Source organism: Streptomyces solitudinis, assembly GCF_036323765.1.
Classification (GTDB): domain Bacteria; phylum Actinomycetota; class Actinomycetes; order Streptomycetales; family Streptomycetaceae; genus Streptomyces.
The window spans coordinates 250,354-269,377 of the sequence record NZ_JAZDCW010000003.1; the positions used below are offsets into that span (position 1 = coordinate 250,354).

Sequence of the window (19,024 nt, forward strand, 5' to 3'; positions counted from 1 at the left end):
GGGGCCGGGGCCCGGTGGCCCCGGCCGCTCCGGCACGGCTAGCGAGGGTCCGCCCGTCCGCGTTCGTAACGGCGGGTCCTGCGGTAGCCGGTCAGCGCTCCCTGGTCGTCGGTGGTGACCTCGTACAGCGCCATCAGGCTCATCGTGTCCGGGACCCTGGACAGTTCGAGCACTTCCGCCTCCACGCACCAGCCGCTGTCGGTGCGCTCCACGCGGGTCACCGCCTCGGGGCGGAGACCGGTCAGCTCGGCGAGTTCGGCTCCGGCCCTGCGGAGCACGTCCACCGCGGGGGCGGGACGCCGGGGAGGCGTTTCGTTGCCTTCTCGTGATCCGGAAGCTGCGTCTTCGTGTCTTCTCTCTGGCATGGGCCGCTCCTTGTCAGGTCCGCATACCACCGCCGCTCAGCGGCAAACCGGCGTCCCGTCCCCGCGGGCCCGCCCCGTCACGCGGCGGGCGGGCGGGCGGCCTCCCCGCGCGGCCCCGCCGCACCACTCACCCCGCCGGTGCCGTCCGCACCGCGCCGCCACCACCGCCGACGGCGGCGCGGATGCACCGCACGCCCCAGACGCCGGCCGAGCAGCAGGTAACCGAGCAGCGCACCGCTGGTGTTGAGGATGACGTCGTCCACGTCGAAGGCCCGCCCCGGCACCAGGAAGCCCTGGACCAGCTCCACCGCGGCCATCACCGCCGCCGCGGCCAGACAGACGCGCACCAGCCCGCGCGTGCGCCGCCAGAGCACCGGCAGCAGCAGGCCGAACGGCACGCCCAGCGCGATGTTGCCGCCGAGCTGCCGCACCGCGTCACGGACACCCGGCTGGCCGAGGTACGCCTCGATCGACGCCCCCGGCTGGAAGTTCGAGCTGGTCAGAGCCTCGGACGCGTAGGACGGCGCGAGCGTCAGCCGGGCCAGCGCCACGGCGAACCCGACGGCGGCGGCCGCCGCCAGCAGGAGCAGCAGAACGCGTAACGGGGTCGGCATCTCCCGGCGCGCCCCGGAGCGCGCCGGGTCCGGACGCGCCGGGTCCGGGTGCGCCGGGCCGGGACGCGAGCGCCGCCGGGACTCACCGGGCGGCTCCGCCGCCGCCGTCCGTCCCCGCCGCCACCGTCCGCCGCCGCGGGCCGGGCCCGCCGCGCGTCCCGCGTCCGTGAACCGTCCGCCCTGCCTCACGCCCGCCACCCCCGGCTTTCCGCCGACCGACCCCGATGCCCGCGCGGCGTTCCGCATCCCGCCCGCGACGCGCCTGTGCGGCTACCCCCGGCGCCGCCCCGCATGCGCGCCCGGCGGTCGTCCGACGCCGCGCCCGCACGGTGAGCCCGGCTGTCGGCGCCACCCGGTAGCGTGCCGCCATGGCCTACGTCTTCCAGGTGACGATTGACTCCGCCGCCCCGCACACGCTCGCCGACTGGTGGGCCGACGCCCTCGGCTGGCAGGTGGAGCCCAGCGACGAGGACTTCATCCGCCGCATGATCGCCGAGGGCCACGCGAGCGAGGACGACACCACCACCCACCGCGGCACGCTCGTGTGGAAGGCGGGCGCCGCCATCCGCCACCCGCAGGGCACGGACGCCGCCCCGCGCGTGCTGTTCCAGCTCGTACCGGGGCCGAAGTCGGACAAGAACCGCCTGCACCTGGACGTCCGCACCGGCGGGGACGACCCCGGAGCCGTCGTCCGGCGGCTCACCGGACGCGGCGCCACCGTCGTCCACCACGGCCGCCAGGGCCCCCGCACCTGGACGACACTCACCGACCCGGAGGGCAACGAACTGTGCGTCTCCGCCTGAACCCCGCCCCGCCGCTGGCCGCGTGGCGTGGGCAGGCCCGGGGCGCGTCCGGCGGATCATGCCGGGCTGCCCACCGGCGCTGAAGCGCTGTCGCGACCTGCCGGACATGGAGCTGGGTGAAGCAGGCCGGGCCCGGCGCTAAATGCCTCGACACGGGTCGCGGTGCTCGGGGACGCTTCGCGCGATGACAAGAATCGACGACACGCCGCCCGCGTGGGACGAGCGCACCCAGCTCACCACGTTCCTCGACTACGCACGTGACACCGCCCGCGCCAAGTGCGAGGGCGTCTCCGCGGAGAACGCCCGCAAGGCGCTCCTGCCGGGCTCACCGCTGATGACCATGAGCGGAGTGGTCAACCACCTCCGTTGGGTCGAGTACTACTGGTTCCAGGTGGTCTTCCTCGGCGAGGAGGACCGGGGCCCCTGGACCGAGGAGGACCCCGACCGCGAGATGCGTATCGCCGTCGACTTCCCGCTCACGCAGTTGCTCGACGAATACGCCGAACAGGGCGCCCGCTACCGCGAACTGGTCGCCGGCAACGGCCTGGACGAGCAGGCCCAGCGAGCCGTCCGCGACGGTCTCCATGTCGACCTGCGCTGGATCCTCCTTCACCTCATCGAGGAGACGGCCCGCCACAACGGCCACCTGGACATCCTGCGCGAGATGCTCGACGGCACGACCGGCGACTAGGGCGTGTATCCAACAAGGTCCGCGTCCCGAGCCTCGGGCCGGGCAGGCCGCGCCCCCGATCCGCTCGGGTGCGCGCCGACACGGCGTACGCCTCCTGGAGGAACCGCGCTTACCTGCGGAGGCGCGGTGTCCGCTGCGCCATTCCGGACAAGGCCGACCAGGCCCGCAACCGCAAGATGGTCGGCTTCCGCGGCGGCCGGCCGCCGAAGTCCGGATCGCAGGACTCCAAGGCGCGGCACGCAGTCGAGCGCGGCATCAATCGCCTCAGGAGGCACCGCGCAGTGGCCACCGCTGCGACAAGCTCCCGGGCCGCCGCGAGGGCGACCTTCCTCGTCGCGGCCATCAACGAGTGGCTATGACTGGCCACGTCACGATGGCGCTGCGTAACAGCGGATGGCCACTGTCTGGCGCGGGCTCCACTGCTGCTCGACCGTAGCCATCAGCTCCCAGCCCAGCCGCTCGTACAGGGCTGCCGCGGCGGTACCGGACGTGACGACGTCGAGCATGGGGTGCAGGCCACGACGTCGCGCTTCCTCCACTGCGTGACCGATCAGCAGTGCACCAATCCGATGCCCCCTCGCCTGCGGGGCAACGAACAGCCTGCTGACTACGGCGGTCATACCCCGCGTCATCCCGTTCCGCTTGCTCCACACCATCGGGGCCAGATCGTCTTCGCGGCCTTGCGACAGACTGACATGCCCAACCAGGCTGCCTTCGAGTTGGGCAACCCAGGAGCCCAGCAGGGGACCGCGTGACAGCCACTCGCCGGGTCGATCGGGCCAGTTCACCGGATAGCCATCGCGCGCATGGACCTCTGCGAGCACCCGCACGCACTCCTCAACATCGCCATCAGCCCTCCGGCGGACCCAGCAGGTCGGCCTCTCGTCAGGCACCCCGGAGCTCTCGATGTCCACTCCGGCATAGAAACACAGGCCACAGAGTCACAACCAGCCACTCACGCTCTAGGGTGCCGTCGGGGTGCTTCCGCATCAGGACGTTCGTGTCCGCCGCGGTCGTCCAGCCGCCACCTGTTCGCGCGCGGTCCCGCACGTTGGCCGGCTCTCGACAACCGGCGCATCCGTCCACAGGCGTCGGCTCCAACGCGCCGGACCCGTCCAGTAGTACGACTGGCGTGGTGCTGTACCCAGTCGATTCAGTCATGCGTCCATGATCAGAAACTGCGACGGTCACGCGGGAGCCGGCCTGGGTCGACTAACCAGGACGCACTGCCGTCAATCCTCAGAGGTTCTCTGTGTGCGACGGTTTCGCTGACGCCGCGCACCGGGAACTGCGTGACACCGGATATTCGATGAAATCCGCAGCGCGGGAATGTGCTATGGCCCGGTGCCGCCGGAAGCAGCTTATTGGCTCACTTCGGCCTTCAGCGGACTGACCATGGGGATCTGCGCTCTCGCGCTCGGGAGATACAGCGAGGCGGTCGGCCATCTGAGAACCGGTCTCGACGGCCTGCCCGCCGAGCTGCGCGACGCGCCGTGGACGTGGGAACACAAAGACGCGCTGCGCCGGGCGGCAGAAGCGGTCTGAAGTCATCTGAAGCTGGCTGAAGCGTAGAGAGCCGCACCGCCGTGCCACGGCGCTGGCGTCACGGCCGCGCCGGGGGCTGTGGCTGCCGCGCTGCCGCCCCGTCCGGACCGGGGTGGTGCTCCGGAGCCGCCCCGGCGGCTGTCGGGAGCCGGGTTCTGGGGGCGGCGGATTATTCGGCGCGATGTCCGGGGTGCAGACCGCCAAGGTGGGATGGCGGGGCAATGATGGGGCGCGAAAGGACGCGTGATGCGGTGAGGGCGCTCTTTTCCAGCCAGGCGGGCCATCCGGGCAGAAAATTCATGAGCTTTCTGCTGTGCGTGTCCACGCAGCTCAGCGGGGTTTTCGCCGGGGCGGGTTGACAGATCCGGTGAGGTTGTACGGGACGGCGTTCCGGGTGCCGGTTTGATCGATTCCGCGGGGAGGCATGGACCGGGCGCCAGCGGACACCCGCCGTTCAGGCGAGCGAGGGGAAAGATCGCGTTCCGTCGTTCCTGAGATCGTTTTTCCGGGGTATTCCCGGCTCCCGTTCGCCGCCTCAGCTGTTTCCTTCACATCCGTTCCGAGAGGTTCCCCATGCCTTCCACCGAGTTCATCGACGCCGTCGGTCTGAACGTCACGGACCACGTCGCGTCGAACGAGTTCCTCGCCCTGGCGCGCGAAGGAGCGATCACCAAAGACCACCTGAAGCGGTTCGCGCTGGCGGAGTTCCAGTCGCAGGAGGCCGAGTTCACGGCGTACGGTCTGCTGCTGTCGCGGTTTCCGCACGAGGTTCCCGGCGGCTTCTTCTCCTTCGTCGCCCACGAACTGATGCAGGCACGGCACCGCATGGTGTCGGGGCTGGCGCCCGCGCTGGGCATGTCGCCCGACGAGATGCGGAGTGCCCCCATCGCGGTGCCCGTGCGGCAGTTCACGGAGTTCATCTCCTGGGTCGCCCTGCACGCGGGGCCCGCCGAGGCCGCGCTGCTGGCGCGGACCGACTTCGCCCTGTGGTGCCGGACCTGTGCGGAGATCGCCGACGTGTTCCGCGAGGTAGACGGCGTGCCTCCCGAGGCCCTCGGCTACACCGACGCCTACCGCGACAATCCGCCGGAGGTGGCCGACGGCGTCCTGGAGGTCATCGACTACGGCTTGGCCCAGGGTGAGCGGGACGCGTGGGTCACCCGCAGCGCGGTGCGGATGGAACCGGCGCTGCGGGAGTGGTGGCACGCGGTGGCGACGGGAACGGCCAGCTCACAGACGTGAGCGCGGCGCGCAGCCGCACGACGGCGTTCCGCGCCGCGCGCGCCGGAGCCGCGCACCGCACACCGGAACCGCACCGCACACCGGAACCGCACCGCACACCGGAGCCGGGCCGTGCGCGGCGGAACCGCGCCACGTCACCCCGCCCGCGCCCGGCCGGGCGCGGGACACCGCAGAGGACCCGCACGTGCAGGCAGGAGATCCCGTGGGCCGCGAAGTCGAACGCAACAGGTTCACCCGGTCCGACCGTGCCGTGTTCCGGGAGCGGCTGCGGCAGTCCCTGCCCGTCCTGGCGGAGGTGCTGCGCGCCCCGGGATTCGGGACGGTCGAGCGCACGGTGGGGGCCGAGCTGGAACTGTTCCTCGTCGACCGGCGGATGGGGCCGGCGTGCGCCGCCGAACCGGTCCGCGAGGACGCCGGTGACGCGCGGCTGGCACCGGAGGTGGACCGGTTCAACCTGGAGGTCAACCTCACCCCCGTGCCGCTGGCGGGAGAGCCGTTCAGCGCCATGGCCGGGGAGATCGGCGAGGTACTCGGCAAGGTCGCCGTGCCGGCCGGGCGGCACGGGGCGGCGCCACTGCTGATCGGCACGCTGCCCACCCTGACGCCCGCCGACCTCGGCCCGGCGGCGCTGACCCCGCAGCCCCGCTTCCACGCGCTCGAACGGGCGATGGCCGGGCGCCGCGCGACGCCGTACGCGATCGACCTCACCGGCGACGAGAACCTGCGGCTGCACGCCGAGTCGATCGCCGTGCAGGGAGCCGTCTGCTCCTGGCAGGTGCACCTGGTGGTCCCACCGGGCGAGTTCGCCCGCACCTACAACGCCGCCCAGCTCGCCACCGGGCCGGTCCTGGCCGTGGCGGGCAACTCCCCGCTCCTGCTGGGGCGCCGCCTGTGGCAGGAGACGCGCGTCCCGATGTACGAGCACGGGTTCGGTGACCGTCCCGCCCCGCCCCGCACCGGAGGGCCGCCCCGCACCGGAGGGCCGCCGCGCGTCGGGTTCGGACCGGCCTGGCTGGAGGGCGGCGCGCTGGAGCTGTTCGACGCGGCGGTACGCGACCACGACGTCCTGCTCCCGTTCCCCTCCGACGGCGCCCCGGGCCAGCGGACGGAAGGGCGCCTGCCCGGGCTGGAGGAACTGCGGCTGCACCTGAGCACGGTGTGGTGGTGGAACCGTCCGGTGTACGACCCGGGCGGCCACCTGCGCATCGAGTTCCGGGCCCTGCCCTCCGGCCCGACGGTCGTGGACATGGCGGCCAACGCGGCGCTGCTGCTGGGGCTCACCGCCCACCTGGCGGAGCACGTGGACGTGCCCGCCGCCCTGCCCTTCGCCCGCGCCCGGGAGAACTTCTACCGCGCCGCCCGGTACGGCCCGCACGCGCGGCTGTGGTGGCCGGACGGCGGGGGCGGCCGCCCGGTCGCCGAGCACCCCGCGCCGCGGCTGGTCACCGGCCTGCTCCCGGCGGCGTTCCGGGGGCTGTCAGCCCTGGGCGTGGCACGCGGCGAGGCGGCCCGCCTGCTGGAGACGGTGGCGGACCGCGCCGCGTCCGGGATCACCGGCGCCGTCTGGCAGCGGCGGGCGCTGGACCGGCTCCAGCAGCGCTTCGAACGGCGCGCCGCCCTGCGGGAGCTGACCGCCCGCTACCGGCAGCTCTCCGCCGAGGGCGCCCCAATCCACACCTGGCCGCTTCCCCGGTAGCCAGGGGCACCCGCTCCACAAGCCACCCGACTCGAGAACCACCGCTCCGGAGGCCATCCGGCCCGAAGGCCACCCGTTCCCCCAACCACCCCATCCGAAAGCACGGTGAAGGACAGCATGGACATCCAGCCTCCGCCCGCAGCCGACCTGCAGGCGGACTTCCCCTTCGACTACGCCGCCCACCTCGCCGGCGGCCGACGCGCCGGGCGCCTGCCCGAGAACGCCCGCGGTGCCCCCGTGGCGGTCATCGGCGCGGGCGGCAGCGGACTGGCGGCGGCCTACGAACTGATGCGGGCCGGCTGCCGTCCCGTCGTGTACGAGGCGGAGTCCAGCCCGGACGGGCCCGGCGGGCGGCGACTGGGCGGCCGCATGTACAGCCGCCGCCTGGACGCGGCCGACAGCGCCGTCGTCGAGCTGGGCTGCATGCGCTTCCCCGACTCCGCCCGGCTGCTGCGCCAGTACGCGGAGGATTTCGGCCTGCACTGGGAGCCGTTCCGGGAGAACTACGCGGCGGGCACCACGCCGGTGACCGTCTGGGACGTCGACGGGAGGAGCCACGCCGTCGAGCAGATCACCGACCTCTACCCGCTCGACGAAACGTTCCGCCGCGCCCACCTCCGCTGGCAGGAAGCCCTTACCAGGACCGGACTGCACCAGATCCAGCGCGACATCGCCCGGCGGGACCTTACCGCGGTGCGCCGCCGCTGGCAGGACATCGTGCACCGGTACGAACAGTGGACCTTCTACCGCTTCCTGCGGGACGCCGACGGGGTCGGCCTCGGCCACGACGAAGCCCGCCTGCTGGGGACCGCCGGGATCGGCCCCGCCGCCTGGGACTGCTTCTTCGGCCTCAGCGCGGTCGAGATCCTGCGGCTCCTCCTGGTGTCCGAAGGAGGCACCCAGTGCTACCCCCGCGAGGGCATCAGCGCGCTCGCCGACGGGTTCTGGGCCCACCGCACCACCGGACCCGACGGGCGGGAGACGAGCCTGGAGGAGATCAACGGCGGCGCCCCGCGCCCGGCCGTCACCGTACTGGAGGTCGAGGACGACGCCGCCCGGGGCGTCACCGTCCACAGCGCCGACGGCCACCGGGAGCGTTTCGCGGCGGCCGTCTTCACCCCGCAGCTGCACCTGCTGGAGACCGGCGTCGAACTCCGCTCGACCCCGTCCGGCGCCTCCCCCCTGGGGCCCCGGCTGTGGCGGGCCGTCCGGCGGCTGAGCTACTGGCAGTCCGCCAAGACCGCCCTGGTGCTCGACGCCCCCTTCTGGGAGGGGACGAGCATGGACGGCGTCACCCTCACCGACCGGCTGCCCCGGGCGTCCTACACCCTCGACTACGGCCCACCGCGCGGCGAAGGCGGCCGACGCGCCGTCCTGGACCTCAGCTTCACCTGGTCCCAGGACGCGATGAAGGTCTCCGCCTCCAGCCTGGAGGAACGCGTCGCCCTCTTCGTCCGCGACCTCGCCCGCATCCACCCCGACGCCGCCACCACCCTGCGGCAGCAGGCCGAGCAGGCCCAGGCGGTCACCGTCTCCTGGGAGAACGAACCCCACTTCCGCGGGCTGTGCCGCTTCGCGTGCCCCGGCGAGTTCCCCTACCAGCGCGACCTGTTCAGCCACTTCATGAAGGACTTCACCGGCACGCGCGCCGTGCCCGGCGAACCGCCCAACGCCCTCTTCCTGGCGGGCGACGACACGTCCTGGTCCCCGGGCTGGCTCGAACACGCGCTGGCCTCCGGCATCAACGCCGCCTGGGGCGTCCTGCGGCTCCTCGGCGGACAGCCGGAGCCCGGCAACCCCGGCCCGGGAGACGTGTGGGACCGGCCCGAGTACAGCCCGATCACGCCGCCCGCCTGAACCCCGCCCACCCCCGCCCCGCGTCCCCGCCCGGACCGCGGCCCGCAGCCGACCCGAAGGAGCCCCATGGACAGCACACCGCAACGTGACATCCTCCTGCGCCCCGACCGCGTGTGGGACGCCATCACCAGCACCCCGGTGGACGGCCTGGACGTCCTGGTACGCGACGGCCGCGTGGCCGAGATCGGCCACGCGCTGCCGCCCCCCGACACGGCCGACGTGGTCGAACTCCCCGGCTGCACCCTCCTGCCGGGCCTCATCGACTGCCACGTCCACCTGCTCGACAACAGCGCCGAGACCTCCCCCGCCGCCTACCAGACGCTCACCGCCGTCCCGGCGCTGCGCGACCTGCTCGCGGGCGGCTTCACCACCGTCCGTGACCTCGGCGGCGCCCACCTGCCCCTCAACGTCTCCCTGAAGCGAGCGGTCGAGGACGGGCTCGTGGACGGCCCGCGCATCCAGGCGGCCCCCAACATCCTCTCGCCCCGGGGCGGGCACGGCGACAAGCAGCCTGACCTGACGCTGCGCTACGGCGCCCAGATCGGCACCGTGGCCGACGGCATCGAAGAAGTGCGCCGCGCCGTACGCGAACAGGCCAGGGCCGACGCGGACTGGATCAAGTTCACCGGCGGCGGAGGCTTCTCCTCCACCCTCGACGACCCCACCGACACCTCCTACTCCCAGGCCGAGACGACCATGCTGGTGGGCACCGCCCGCGACCTCAACCTGCCGTGCGCCACCCACGCCTTCCACGACGAGGCCGTCACGCGGGGAGTGGCGGCCGGTGTCCGCAGCGTCGAGCACGCCTGCCTCGCCGGCCCGCGCACCTACGACCTCATGGAACGCGCCGGAACCTTCCTCGTACCGACCCAGTACGTGCAGGTGTACTTCCTCGACCGCCTCGACGACGACGCCTTCTGGGAGGGCGACACCCTGGTGCGCACCGCCTTCCGCACCTACGAGGAGCGGCTGCGCGAAGGGATGCTGCGGCCCGCCCGCACCGACGTGAAGGTCGCCTTCGGCACCGACGCGGGCATGTTCCCGCACTCCGACAACTGGCGGGAGTTCCCCACCCTGGTCTCCCACGGGTTCACCCCGCTGCGTGCCCTGCGCGCCGCGACCACCGTCGCAGCCGACCTCCTGGACCGGCCCGACCTGGGCCGCATCGCTCCCGGCGCCACCGCCGACCTCGTCGCCCTGCACGGTGACCCCTTCGAGGACATCACCGCCACCGGGCGGGTACGGCGCGTCATGAAGGGCGGGACGTTCGTCCGCACCCGGCCGTGAGGCCGCTGCCCGCCCCACCCGCCGCCGCGCCACGGCACTCCGGCAGGAGCGCGGGCGTGCGGCGAGGCGTCAGAGAGGCCGGGAGAGGCAGTAGGTGTCGCGGACGGTGCGGTACCCCGGCACCCGGACAGCGCCCAGCAGACGCGCCCACTGCCCGGCGTTCGTCTCGATCCTGCGCGCGACCCGGTCGCGGGCCGCCCGGTCCGGGGCGCCGGTGAGCTGCCGGGCGTGTTCCCACGCCTGCTCGCGCCACATGCGGAAGAGCTGGCTGGCGGTGTGGCCCGCGATCGGGTTCCAGCGGTCGTCCGCCAGGGCCACGAGCGGATCGTACCGGCGGGCGACGTCCCTGACGGCGGGACCGTACGCGCGGTCCAGGACCTGCTGGAAACGGTCGTAGTCGGCCTTGCGCGAGGTGCCGTCGGGACGAGTGAGGCCCAACCCGGCGATGACGTAGGGCATGTCCCGCTGGATGTGCGCGTTCGCACCGAGCAGCACGTCCTGGCCCGCGTTGACGTCGGCGGTGCGCGCCGCGTGGAACGCCGCACGCCACGCCTCGGGGACGGGGCGCCCGGCCTGGTCGGCCTCGTACGCGTCCAGGTACAGGTTGAGGAAACCCGTGTTGAGGTCGCCCGCGAGCCAGGAAGGCTCCTCGAAGGCCCCGTCGCCGGCAAGTGCCCTCTCCAGGGACCGCTGGAGGTGTACGGAGATCGCGGGGAAGGGGGCGCGGTGGTCACACCGCAGCTCGTCACGGACGTCCTCGAGGACGCGGCGTACGTCCTGTACGCACCCGGGCACCGGCCCCTGACAGGAAAGGCGCCCCGCCTCGGCGGCCCGCGGGGCGGCGGCGGCCGTACCGCCGGTCAGGGTGAGCACGGCCGCCATCGCGACGGTGACGAACGCACGGGTCCTGCCTGGTTGACGGACCACGGGCCGTCTCCTTCACCTGGTCTCCCACCGCGGGAGACGACGCGCGGACGGACTGACGCGGCCCGCGGCGACGCACGGCGGTAGGGCTTCATCGCGGACTTGGGGTCACCACCGCGCCCGGGGCGGGGATCTGCGGGACCTGCTTCTCCCGGCCCGTCCACGATCGCAGAGGGCCGGCCGCGGGTACATCACCCGTACGAGCGTCCTTGGCGGAGCCGTCCTGCCGCCCGGGCCCGGGCGGCAGGCTCACGTAGGGTCGGCGCATGGCGAAGTACTTCGACGTGCACCCCGTAAACCCCCAGCAGCGCACCATCTCCAACGTGGCTGACAGCATCCGCTCCGGCGCGCTCGTCGCGTACCCGACCGACTCCTGTTTCGCCCTGGGATGCCAGCTGGGCAACCGTGACGGCCTCGCCCGGATCAGGTCGATCCGCGACCTCGACGACCGTCACCACTTCACTCTGGTGTGCCAGAACTTCGCGCAGCTCGGCCAGCTCGTGCACATCGACAACGACGTGTTCCGCGCGGTCAAGGCGGCGACGCCCGGCAGCTACACCTTCATCCTCCCCGCCACGAGGGAGGTGCCACGCCAGCTCCTGCACCCGAAGAAGAAGACGGTCGGAGTCCGGATTCCCGACCACACCGTGGCGCAGGCCCTGCTCGCCGAGCTCGGCGAGCCGCTGCTCTCCAGCACCCTGCTCCTGCCCGACGAGGAGGAGCCGATGACGCAGGGCTGGGAGATCAAGGAACGCCTCGACCACGTGGTGGACGCCGTGGTCGACTCGGGCGACTGCGGCACCGAGCCGACCACGGTCATCGACTTCTCCGAAGGCGAAGCCGAGGTCGTACGCCGGGGCGCGGGCGACCCCACCCGGTTCGAGTAACCCCGCCCGAGGCACGTGACGACGCCCCCTCCCTCCGGCTGAGTTCCGGCGGCCCCCTCCCGGGCCGGACACCCGCCCGGCGGCACGCCGCCTCGACGACGTGCCGCCGGGCGGGGTCAGCGGCTGGTGGCGGGGGTCAGCGCGCGCATGCGGCCGTCCAGGTGCTCGCGGTAGAAGTCCGTGAACCCGTCCGGGTCGGGCCCCGCGTTCTGCATCACCAGGTGGTCGAACCCGGCGTCCACGAACTCCTGCGCCACCGCGACGTAGCGGTCGGGGTCGGGGCCGCACGCGAACTTCTCCAGGATGTCCTCCTCGCGCACCGTGCCGGTGGCCGCCGCGAAGTTCACCGGGTTGGGCAGCTCGCTCATCACCTTCCAGCCCGTCACCGCCCAGCGGCTCGTCTCCAGCGCCGCCCGCGCCGCGCTCCGCTCGTCGGGCGCCCAGGCCATCGGCACCTCGGCGTAGCGGGGCCCGTCGCCCCCGGCCTCCCGGTAGCCGCGCACCACGTCCGGCTTCTGCTCGGTGGCGAACAGCCCGTCGCCCAGCTCCGCCGCGATGCGCGTGGAGACCGGTCCGCTGGCGGCCACCGCGATGACGGGCGCGCGCTCGGGCAGGTCGAAGACGCGGGCGTCCTCCAGCCGCAGGTACGTGCCCTCGTAGGAGCGGTAGCCGCCCTGCCACAGCAGCCGGATGATCTCCAGCGCCTCACGGAGCATGGCGTGCCGGGTGCTCACCGAGTCGGGGAAGCCGCGTCCCACGACGTGCTCGTTGAGCCGCTCGCCGGAGCCGACGCCGAGCGTGAACCGGCCGTCCGACACGAGCGCCAGCGTCGCCGCCGCCTGCGCGATGATCGCCGGGTGGTAGCGCACGGTCGGGCACGTCACGCCCGTCACGAGCTGCACGCGCTCCGTCCTGGCGGCGATGGCGCCGAGCACCGTCCAGGTGAACGAGGAGTGGCCCTGGTTGTCGAGCCAGGGATGGAAGTGGTCGCTCATCTCCACGAAGTCGAACCCGGCCTCCTCCGCGCGCACCGCCTGCCGGATCAGTTCCGCCGGACCGAACGCCTCGGACGCCAGCTTGTAGCCGATCTTCACGTACCGAACTCCTCTCGGGTGGGCCGGCGCCGTCCCGTCCGGGCCGCCGTCCGCCTGTGGCCAGCACGACCCTGGCAGGCACGCCCCGCGACGCGCGGACACCGGGCGGCGCGGCACGCCCGACTCACCCGATCGCCCCGCCCCGGACGTCACACCCCCGGTACCTTCCACGTGCCCGCATCCCCGCGCCCCGGGACCCGGAACCGACCGCATCCGCCCACGGGCCGTACCCGGTCCGGCACCTGACCGGGACGGTGGTCAGGGGTGCAGGGGGGTGCGGGGTGGGGTGCCGGGGGTGGCGGGCGTCGCGGCGGGGACGGCGGGGACGGGCAGGGTGAGGCTCGTGGGGCGGGGGAGGGAGGCGGCGTGCAGGTGGTGCAGCGGGTGCAGGGTGTAGCCCTCGGGTCCGGCCTCCGCGAACCGCTGCGCCGTCAGCCCTTCGAGGACGTCCTCCGCGTCGGAGGAGGGCAGGTCCAGCAGCTCGGGCGTCACCGGACGGCCGACGACCCGGTCACGCGGCAGCGTGCCCAGGTGCCGGTACGCCCGCAGTTCGGGGCCGGTGAGCGCCGCAGCCGCCAGGTCGAACGACCGCCGTACCGAGACGTCCCCGACGGTGAGTTCGCCGAGTCCGCGGGCCGGGTCGGCCAGGCGGGCGACGAGACGGCCCACCGTCCAGTGCGGCTGTGCGGCGAGGCGGGCGCCGACGAGCCGGACGCCCAGGGGCAGGTGTCCGACGAGGCGGGCCGCCTCGGCGCAGGCCGCCGCCTCGGCCGCCGTCCGCTCGGCACCGGCGACGCGGGCGAGCAGCTCGGCGGACTCCTCGGGGGCGAAGCAGCCCACCTCGGTGCGGTGCGCCGACTCCAGGGCGCCCAGCAGTAAGCGGCTGGTCACCAGGGTGGCGCACCCGTCGCCGCCCGGCAGCAGCGGCCGGACCTGCGCCTCGTCCACGGCGTCGTCCAGCACGACCAGCAGCCGCCGGTCGGCGCACGCGGTGCGGTACCGGGCGACGAGCCGGGCCAGCGATCCGCGTGCGGCACCCGGCGGGCGGGGACCGGTGCCGTCGCCCGGCCCGTCGCCGCCGTCCGGCCCGTCGGTCGCGCCGAGGGCCCGGCACAGCTCCTCCAGCGCGTCGGCGGCGGGCCGGGCTCTGCCGTCGGGCGTGCGCAGGGACACCCAGAGCTGCCCGTCGGGGAAGTGCGGCCGCAGCAGGTGGGCGACGCGGACGGCCAGCACCGTCTTGCCGCCGCCCACCGGCCCGCTCAGGACGGCCAGCGTGGAGCGCGGGCGCGGCGGTTCGAAGCGCAGCCCGGTCAGCGCCTCGAACACGCTGGGCCCCGGCCGGGCCGGTCCGCCCGCGCCCTGCTCGCAGGCCGGGGTGAGCGCCCGCACGGCGTCGTCGGTCTCACGCAGCCGTCCGACGAGGTCGGGCAGGTCGCGGGGGAGCTGGCAGGACTCGGGGCAGGCGCCGGACGCGGCGGGAGCGGCCGGAGGGCCGGACGCGTGGGCGGTGGGGGCGCCGGGCCACAGGGCCTCCGCGCCGACCGCCTCGCCGTCGAGCACCGCACGCTGGAGGCGTGCGAGGACGGGGGAGGGGGCGATGCCCAGCTCCCCGGCGAGTCTTCGCCGGATGTCGTCGTACGCGGACAGCGCCTCGGCGGGCCGCCCCGCGCGGTGCAGCGCGAGCATCTGCAGGGCGCGCAGCCGTTCCCGCAGCGGGTGTTCGCGGACGAGCGGGTCGAGGTGCTCCAGCAGTGCCGCCGCCGGGTCCCCGGCGGCCAGGCCCGCCTCCGCCCGGTCCTCCAGGACGGCGAGGCGGTGCTCCTCCATGCGTTCGGCGGCGCTGCGCAGGGCGTCCGCGCCGTGCAGGTCGGCGTAGGGGCGGTCCCGCCACAGGGCGAGCGCGGCCTCGAAGTGCCGTGCCGCCACCCGGGGCCGGTGTTCGGCGAGCGCCTGCCTGCCCTGCCGGGCGTGCGCGTCGAAGCGGTCCCGGTCGAGTTCGCCGGGCCGCACGGCGAGCCGGTAGCCGGGGGCCCGGTACGTCAGCCGCCCGGTCTCGTCGTCGGCGGCCAGCACGCGGCGCAGGTGCCACACGTAGACCTGGAGGTTCTTGACGGCGGTGCGCGGCGGCTGGTCGCCCCACACGGCCTCGATCAGGGCGTCCGCCGAGACGACGGTGTTGGCCCGGTGCAGCAGGACACCGAGCAGGACGCGTTGCTTGAGTGAGCCGAGGGACATCGCGCGGGTGTGCACGTGTACCTCCAGGGCTCCCAGGACTCCGAACTCCATCGCTCCCCCTGAAGCAGTCACGGTGCCCGTGCGGGCGGGTTCCCGTGTGCCGACGCCGTGCCGAAGCCGTGCGGATGTGCCGGTGTGCGGAACGTGCCGGTGTGCGTGGACGGACGTGCGGACCGTGCGGACGTGCCGATGTGCGCGAAATGTGCCGGAACCGTGCTGGGCCCTGCTGGGCGGGCGCCCGTGGCGACGGCGGGTACCGGCCGCCGCACCGGGGTGCGCACCGCGCGGCCGGCGGACGGCCCGGGGGCGGGCTGCGCCCTCGGGGACGGCCCCCGGTCGTGATCCTGCGTCACTCATCGAATGTCATGGGTCACCGGCCCCGCAAGGGGCGGGACGTGATTCTCGCGGACACCTTGGCATCCGGCCGGAGGGGGCACAGGGCGGCGGCCCCTCCACAGCGGGTCCACACGGGCCCCACAGACGGCCACCCGCCGCACCGCGGCGGCGCACCGGCCGGTCAGCGCCGGGCCAAAGGGTTCTCATACCGGCGTCATACCGCGGTCAAGGCCCGGCCGTGCAGGGTCGTCACCACAACGGCCCGGACGCCGGGCCACCCGCCGCGCGGCACGTCGCCGCCGACGGGTGTGCCCCGGACGGGCCCCGCCAGCTTGCGACGAGGGAAGGGCCGCCAGTGCACCTTGTGGACGTCCTGCGGGCCCGTGCGGTCCCCGGGGCGGGCGTCATGCTCGCCCTCACCCGGCGCTGTCCGCTGTCCTGCCGCCACTGCTCGACGAACTCCATGCTCAGCAGCGAGGAGCACGCGGAGTCCCTGTTCGAAGGGTTCGTGCGTACTTTCACGCCCGAGGACCGCCCCGACTTCGTCCTGATGTCCGGCGGTGAGGTGCTGCTGCGTCCGGCGCTGGTCGAGCGGATCGCCCGGCTCGCCCGGGAGGCGGGGGCGCGGACGCACATCCTGTCCGGCATGTTCTTCGCCCGGCAGCCCGGCATCCCCGACCGCATCCGGCGGGCCATCGACGCCGTCGACCACTTCTCCGCGAGCCTCGACGCCTTCCACGAGGAGGAGGTGTCCCGGGCGGCGGTGCTGCGGGTGCTGCGGCAACTCGTCGACGAGGGCAAGGACGTCAGTCTCCAGGTCGTCGGCCTGGACGAGGACGACCCGTACCTGGCGGAGGTCACCGACGACATCCGCACGACGCTTGAGGACCGCGTCCCGGTGTGGGTGTCCCTGGTCGGCAACGTCGGCCGGGCCACCGAGTGGCTGCCCGAACTGCGGGGTACGGGCGGGGACGTCCGGCCGGCGGCCGCGGGACGCCCGCCGCACCCGGCGCCGCCGTCCCCCTGCGAGATGGCGTCCTGGCCGCTGGTGACGTTCGACGGCACCGTGGTCGCCTGCTGCAACCAGAACGTCGTGGACGGGCTCGGCGGACGGCTCCCGGCGCACCTGCGGCTCGGCCACGCGGCAACGGACAGCTGGCAGACCGTCAGGGACCGGCAGCGCTCCCGGCACCTGCTGCGCGGCGTGCGCACGTTCGGGCCCTCCTACCTGGCCGAGCGGACCGGCGCGCCGCCCGGGTCCTGCTCCGGCTACTGCGACACCTGCTTCACGCTCTCCGACGATCCGGACACCGCCGAGGCCGCCGCCTCGCTGATGGACGCGCCGGGGACACGGGTGCTGGAGGGGCACATCGCCGAACTCGTCTCCGGAGCCGGGCCCGTGGGCCTGGCCCGCCGGTTCGGCACCCACCGCTACGCCGATCTGCTGCTGCTCGGCTACGACGGCGGCACCGGTGCCGGCGGTGAGACCGGCGGCGGAGCCGGTGCAGCCGCCGTGCCGGGCCGGGACGCGGCCACCGCGTCCGCGACGACAGGGGGTTCCCGATGCGCCGTCTGAGCTTCGCCGACCTGGAGGAGGGCCGGGAGCGCCGCGGCACGCTCGCGCTGCTGTTCATCACCGACCGCTGTCCCGTCGGCTGCGGCCACTGCTCGGTCGACTCCCGCCCGGACAGCCCCCGCATCACCGACTTCGCCCTGTTCGAGGAGGTCGTGGAGGGCCTGTGCGCCCTGCCGGACGCCCGCGTCGTCGGCATCTCCGGGGGCGAGCCCTTCATCGAGCGCCGCGGGCTGACCTACGCGTCCCGGCGGATCACCGAGGCGGGCAAGGACCTCATCCTCTACACCAGCGGTTTCTGGGGACCGGCGGGCACGGACGGCGCCCCGGGCACCGCCGGAGCGGACGGCGGCGGCGCGCGGCTGGCGCCCGAGTGGGCCCGCGCGGTACTGCGCCGGGCCAGCACCGTCTACCTGAGCACGGACGCCTACCACGAGGAGTCCGTGCACGAGCACCGCTTCGCCGCCGCCGCCCGGGCGGTCGCCGCCGAGGACGTGTGGCTGGTCGTGCAGGTGATGAACGAGCCGCGCATGGTGGAGCGCGCCGGGGAACTGCTGCGGGCGGCCTTCGGGCCGGACTGGGCGTCCCACGCGGAGGTGGCCACGGCGCCGCCGCTGCCCTACGGCCGGGCCGGTTCCCTCGACTCCCACCTCTTCCGGCGGGAGCGCCCGCGCTACCCGGCCGAGTCGTTCGGGAAGTGCCAGACGGCGAACGTGCCCGTCATCCGCTACGACGGCACCACCACCATGTGCTGCAACGAGATGGTGATCACCGGCGCCGGGCCCGCCCGGCTGCGGCGGCGCTGCACGACGCGCGAGGAGGTGACCGCGGCCCTCGGCGGGTTCACCCGCGACTCGCTGTACCGGGCCATCGGCACCGTCGGACCCGGCCTGGTCACCGCCCATCCGCGCTACCAGGACCTGGCGGGGCGGGAGTTCGCCAGCGTCTGCGAACTGTGCTGGGTGATGGCCAAGCGCGCCCCCGAGGACGCGCGGGACAACCTGATCGACGCCATCCGCGTGCTGGGAGAGGAGCGAGTGGGATGACGACTGCCCTGAACCGGCCCGGTGCGGCCCGCCGGACGCCGGACCCGGACCCGGACATGACGCCGGAGGTGCCCCGCGGGGCGGACGGCCCCCGCGCGGAGGAGGCCCGCCGCACCGGCGGCGCCGCCCTGCTGCGCGCCAAGATCGGGCTCGTCATGCCGGAGTTCCGTGCCGTCAGCGGACGGCTGTGGGGCGTGCCCCGCGTCGCGGAGCTGTACCCGGACTACCTGTGCGTGCTGCACTCGATGGTCCGCTCCACGATCCCGCTGATGGAGGCCGCGCTCGCCCGCTCCCGGGAACTGGCCGCGCACGGCGACCCGGTGGCGGAACGGCTCGTCCCGTACTGGACGCAGCACATCCGCGAGGAGACCGGGCACGACGAGTGGCTGCGCGAGGACCTCGCCGCGATCGGCCGCGACCCGGACGAGCCGCTGCGCCGGCTGCCGGGCGCCATGGCCGCCACGCTCGTCGGAGCGCAGTACTACTGGCTGTTCCACTACCACCCCGTGTGCCTGCTCGGGCACATCGCCGTCGTCGAGGGCAACCCGCCCACGCGTGAGGTGGCCCGGCTGCTCAGCGAGCGGAGCGGCCTGCCGGAGAGCGGCTTCCGCACGCTGGCCCGGCATGCCGCGCTGGACGTCAAGCACCGCGACGACCTGCTGCGGCTCGTCGACTCCCTGCCGCTGACGGACCCGCAGCACACGGCGCTCGGACTGTCCGCGCTGCACACCATGGACGCCCTGGTGCAGCTCTTCCGCGACCTCGCCGACGCGTTCCGCGACCCGCAGGTCCGCAGCACCGTCCCGCAGGCCCCCGCCGCCTGACCGCC

Annotated in this window: 17 protein-coding genes; 11 read left to right on the plus strand and 6 right to left on the minus strand. The window is 74.1% G+C overall.

Annotation, left to right across the window (positions count from 1 at the left end; all coding sequences use genetic code 11):
* Positions 1–38 precede the first annotated feature (38 nt).
* Both gvpO and V1J52_RS08685 read right to left on the minus strand, forming a co-directional pair.
* A complete protein-coding gene (gvpO, locus tag V1J52_RS08680) occupies positions 39–365 on the minus strand; it encodes a gas vesicle protein GvpO (RefSeq protein WP_330139065.1) in 327 nt (108 codons plus the stop codon).
* Between the two features lie 77 nt (positions 366–442).
* Complete coding sequence (locus V1J52_RS08685; RefSeq protein ID WP_330139066.1) at positions 443–979, minus strand: VanZ family protein; 537 nt, start codon at positions 977–979, stop codon at positions 443–445.
* Between the two features lie 368 nt (positions 980–1,347).
* On the opposite strand from V1J52_RS08685, the gene V1J52_RS08690 reads away from it, so the two are divergent.
* Both V1J52_RS08690 and V1J52_RS08695 read left to right on the plus strand, forming a co-directional pair.
* Positions 1,348–1,782, plus strand: a complete 435-nt coding sequence (locus tag V1J52_RS08690; protein WP_330139067.1) for a VOC family protein — start codon at positions 1,348–1,350, stop codon at positions 1,780–1,782.
* A gap of 184 nt (positions 1,783–1,966) precedes the next feature.
* Positions 1,967–2,473 (plus strand): DinB family protein, encoded by a 507-nt coding sequence (locus tag V1J52_RS08695; RefSeq protein WP_330139068.1) that lies wholly within the window; start codon positions 1,967–1,969, stop codon positions 2,471–2,473.
* 368 nt (positions 2,474–2,841) lie between these two features.
* Here the strand turns inward: V1J52_RS08695 and V1J52_RS08700 are convergent, their stop codons facing one another.
* A complete protein-coding gene (locus tag V1J52_RS08700) occupies positions 2,842–3,303 on the minus strand; it encodes a GNAT family N-acetyltransferase (RefSeq protein ID WP_330139547.1) in 462 nt (153 codons plus the stop codon).
* Positions 3,304–3,817: 514 nt separating this feature from the next.
* Between V1J52_RS08700 and V1J52_RS08705 the strand changes: the two genes are divergently transcribed.
* The 5 genes from V1J52_RS08705 to V1J52_RS08725 all read left to right on the plus strand — a co-directional run bounded on the left by V1J52_RS08705 (position 3,818) and on the right by V1J52_RS08725 (position 10,100).
* On the plus strand, positions 3,818–4,018 hold the full coding sequence (locus V1J52_RS08705; protein ID WP_330139069.1) for a hypothetical protein: 201 nt from the start codon (positions 3,818–3,820) through the stop codon (positions 4,016–4,018).
* Between the two features lie 573 nt (positions 4,019–4,591).
* Positions 4,592–5,260: a hypothetical protein gene (locus V1J52_RS08710; RefSeq protein WP_330139070.1), complete on the plus strand. Its 669-nt coding sequence runs from the start codon at positions 4,592–4,594 to the stop codon at positions 5,258–5,260.
* Positions 5,261–5,462: 202 nt separating this feature from the next.
* A complete protein-coding gene (locus V1J52_RS08715; protein WP_330139071.1) occupies positions 5,463–6,956 on the plus strand; it encodes a glutamate-cysteine ligase family protein in 1,494 nt (497 codons plus the stop codon).
* 117 nt (positions 6,957–7,073) lie between these two features.
* Positions 7,074–8,813 carry a flavin monoamine oxidase family protein gene (locus V1J52_RS08720; RefSeq protein WP_330139072.1) on the plus strand — a complete coding sequence of 580 codons (1,740 nt, stop codon included), beginning with the start codon at positions 7,074–7,076 and terminating at the stop codon, positions 8,811–8,813.
* Positions 8,814–8,879: 66 nt separating this feature from the next.
* Positions 8,880–10,100: a metal-dependent hydrolase family protein gene (locus V1J52_RS08725; protein ID WP_330139073.1), complete on the plus strand. Its 1,221-nt coding sequence runs from the start codon at positions 8,880–8,882 to the stop codon at positions 10,098–10,100.
* Between the two features lie 69 nt (positions 10,101–10,169).
* Here V1J52_RS08725 and V1J52_RS08730 read toward each other — a convergent pair whose 3' ends face one another.
* Positions 10,170–11,027: a DUF5995 family protein gene (locus V1J52_RS08730; protein WP_330139074.1), complete on the minus strand. Its 858-nt coding sequence runs from the start codon at positions 11,025–11,027 to the stop codon at positions 10,170–10,172.
* Positions 11,028–11,290: 263 nt separating this feature from the next.
* Between V1J52_RS08730 and V1J52_RS08735 the strand changes: the two genes are divergently transcribed.
* Positions 11,291–11,911, plus strand: a complete 621-nt coding sequence (locus V1J52_RS08735; RefSeq protein ID WP_330139075.1) for an L-threonylcarbamoyladenylate synthase — start codon at positions 11,291–11,293, stop codon at positions 11,909–11,911.
* A gap of 116 nt (positions 11,912–12,027) precedes the next feature.
* Here the strand turns inward: V1J52_RS08735 and V1J52_RS08740 are convergent, their stop codons facing one another.
* Together V1J52_RS08740 and V1J52_RS08745 are read right to left on the minus strand one after the other, a co-directional pair.
* On the minus strand, positions 12,028–13,005 hold the full coding sequence (locus tag V1J52_RS08740; RefSeq protein ID WP_330139076.1) for a TIGR03557 family F420-dependent LLM class oxidoreductase: 978 nt from the start codon (positions 13,003–13,005) through the stop codon (positions 12,028–12,030).
* A gap of 258 nt (positions 13,006–13,263) precedes the next feature.
* Entirely contained in the window at positions 13,264–15,291 is a 2,028-nt protein-coding gene (locus V1J52_RS08745; protein ID WP_330139077.1) for an AfsR/SARP family transcriptional regulator, read from the minus strand.
* A 640-nt stretch (positions 15,292–15,931) separates the two neighbouring features.
* Between V1J52_RS08745 and V1J52_RS08750 the strand changes: the two genes are divergently transcribed.
* From V1J52_RS08750 to V1J52_RS08760, 3 genes are read left to right on the plus strand one after another with little or no spacing between them, the layout of a single operon-like run.
* Positions 15,932–17,152: a radical SAM protein gene (locus V1J52_RS08750; RefSeq protein ID WP_330139078.1), complete on the plus strand. Its 1,221-nt coding sequence runs from the start codon at positions 15,932–15,934 to the stop codon at positions 17,150–17,152.
* Positions 17,140–18,195, plus strand: coding sequence for a radical SAM protein (locus V1J52_RS08755; protein WP_330139079.1), 1,056 nt, complete (start codon positions 17,140–17,142; stop codon positions 18,193–18,195). Before V1J52_RS08750 ends, V1J52_RS08755 begins: the two co-directional genes overlap by 13 nt.
* On the plus strand, positions 18,192–19,019 hold the full coding sequence (locus V1J52_RS08760) for an iron-containing redox enzyme family protein (RefSeq protein WP_330139080.1): 828 nt from the start codon (positions 18,192–18,194) through the stop codon (positions 19,017–19,019). Before V1J52_RS08755 ends, V1J52_RS08760 begins: the two co-directional genes overlap by 4 nt.
* Positions 19,020–19,024 lie beyond the last annotated feature (5 nt).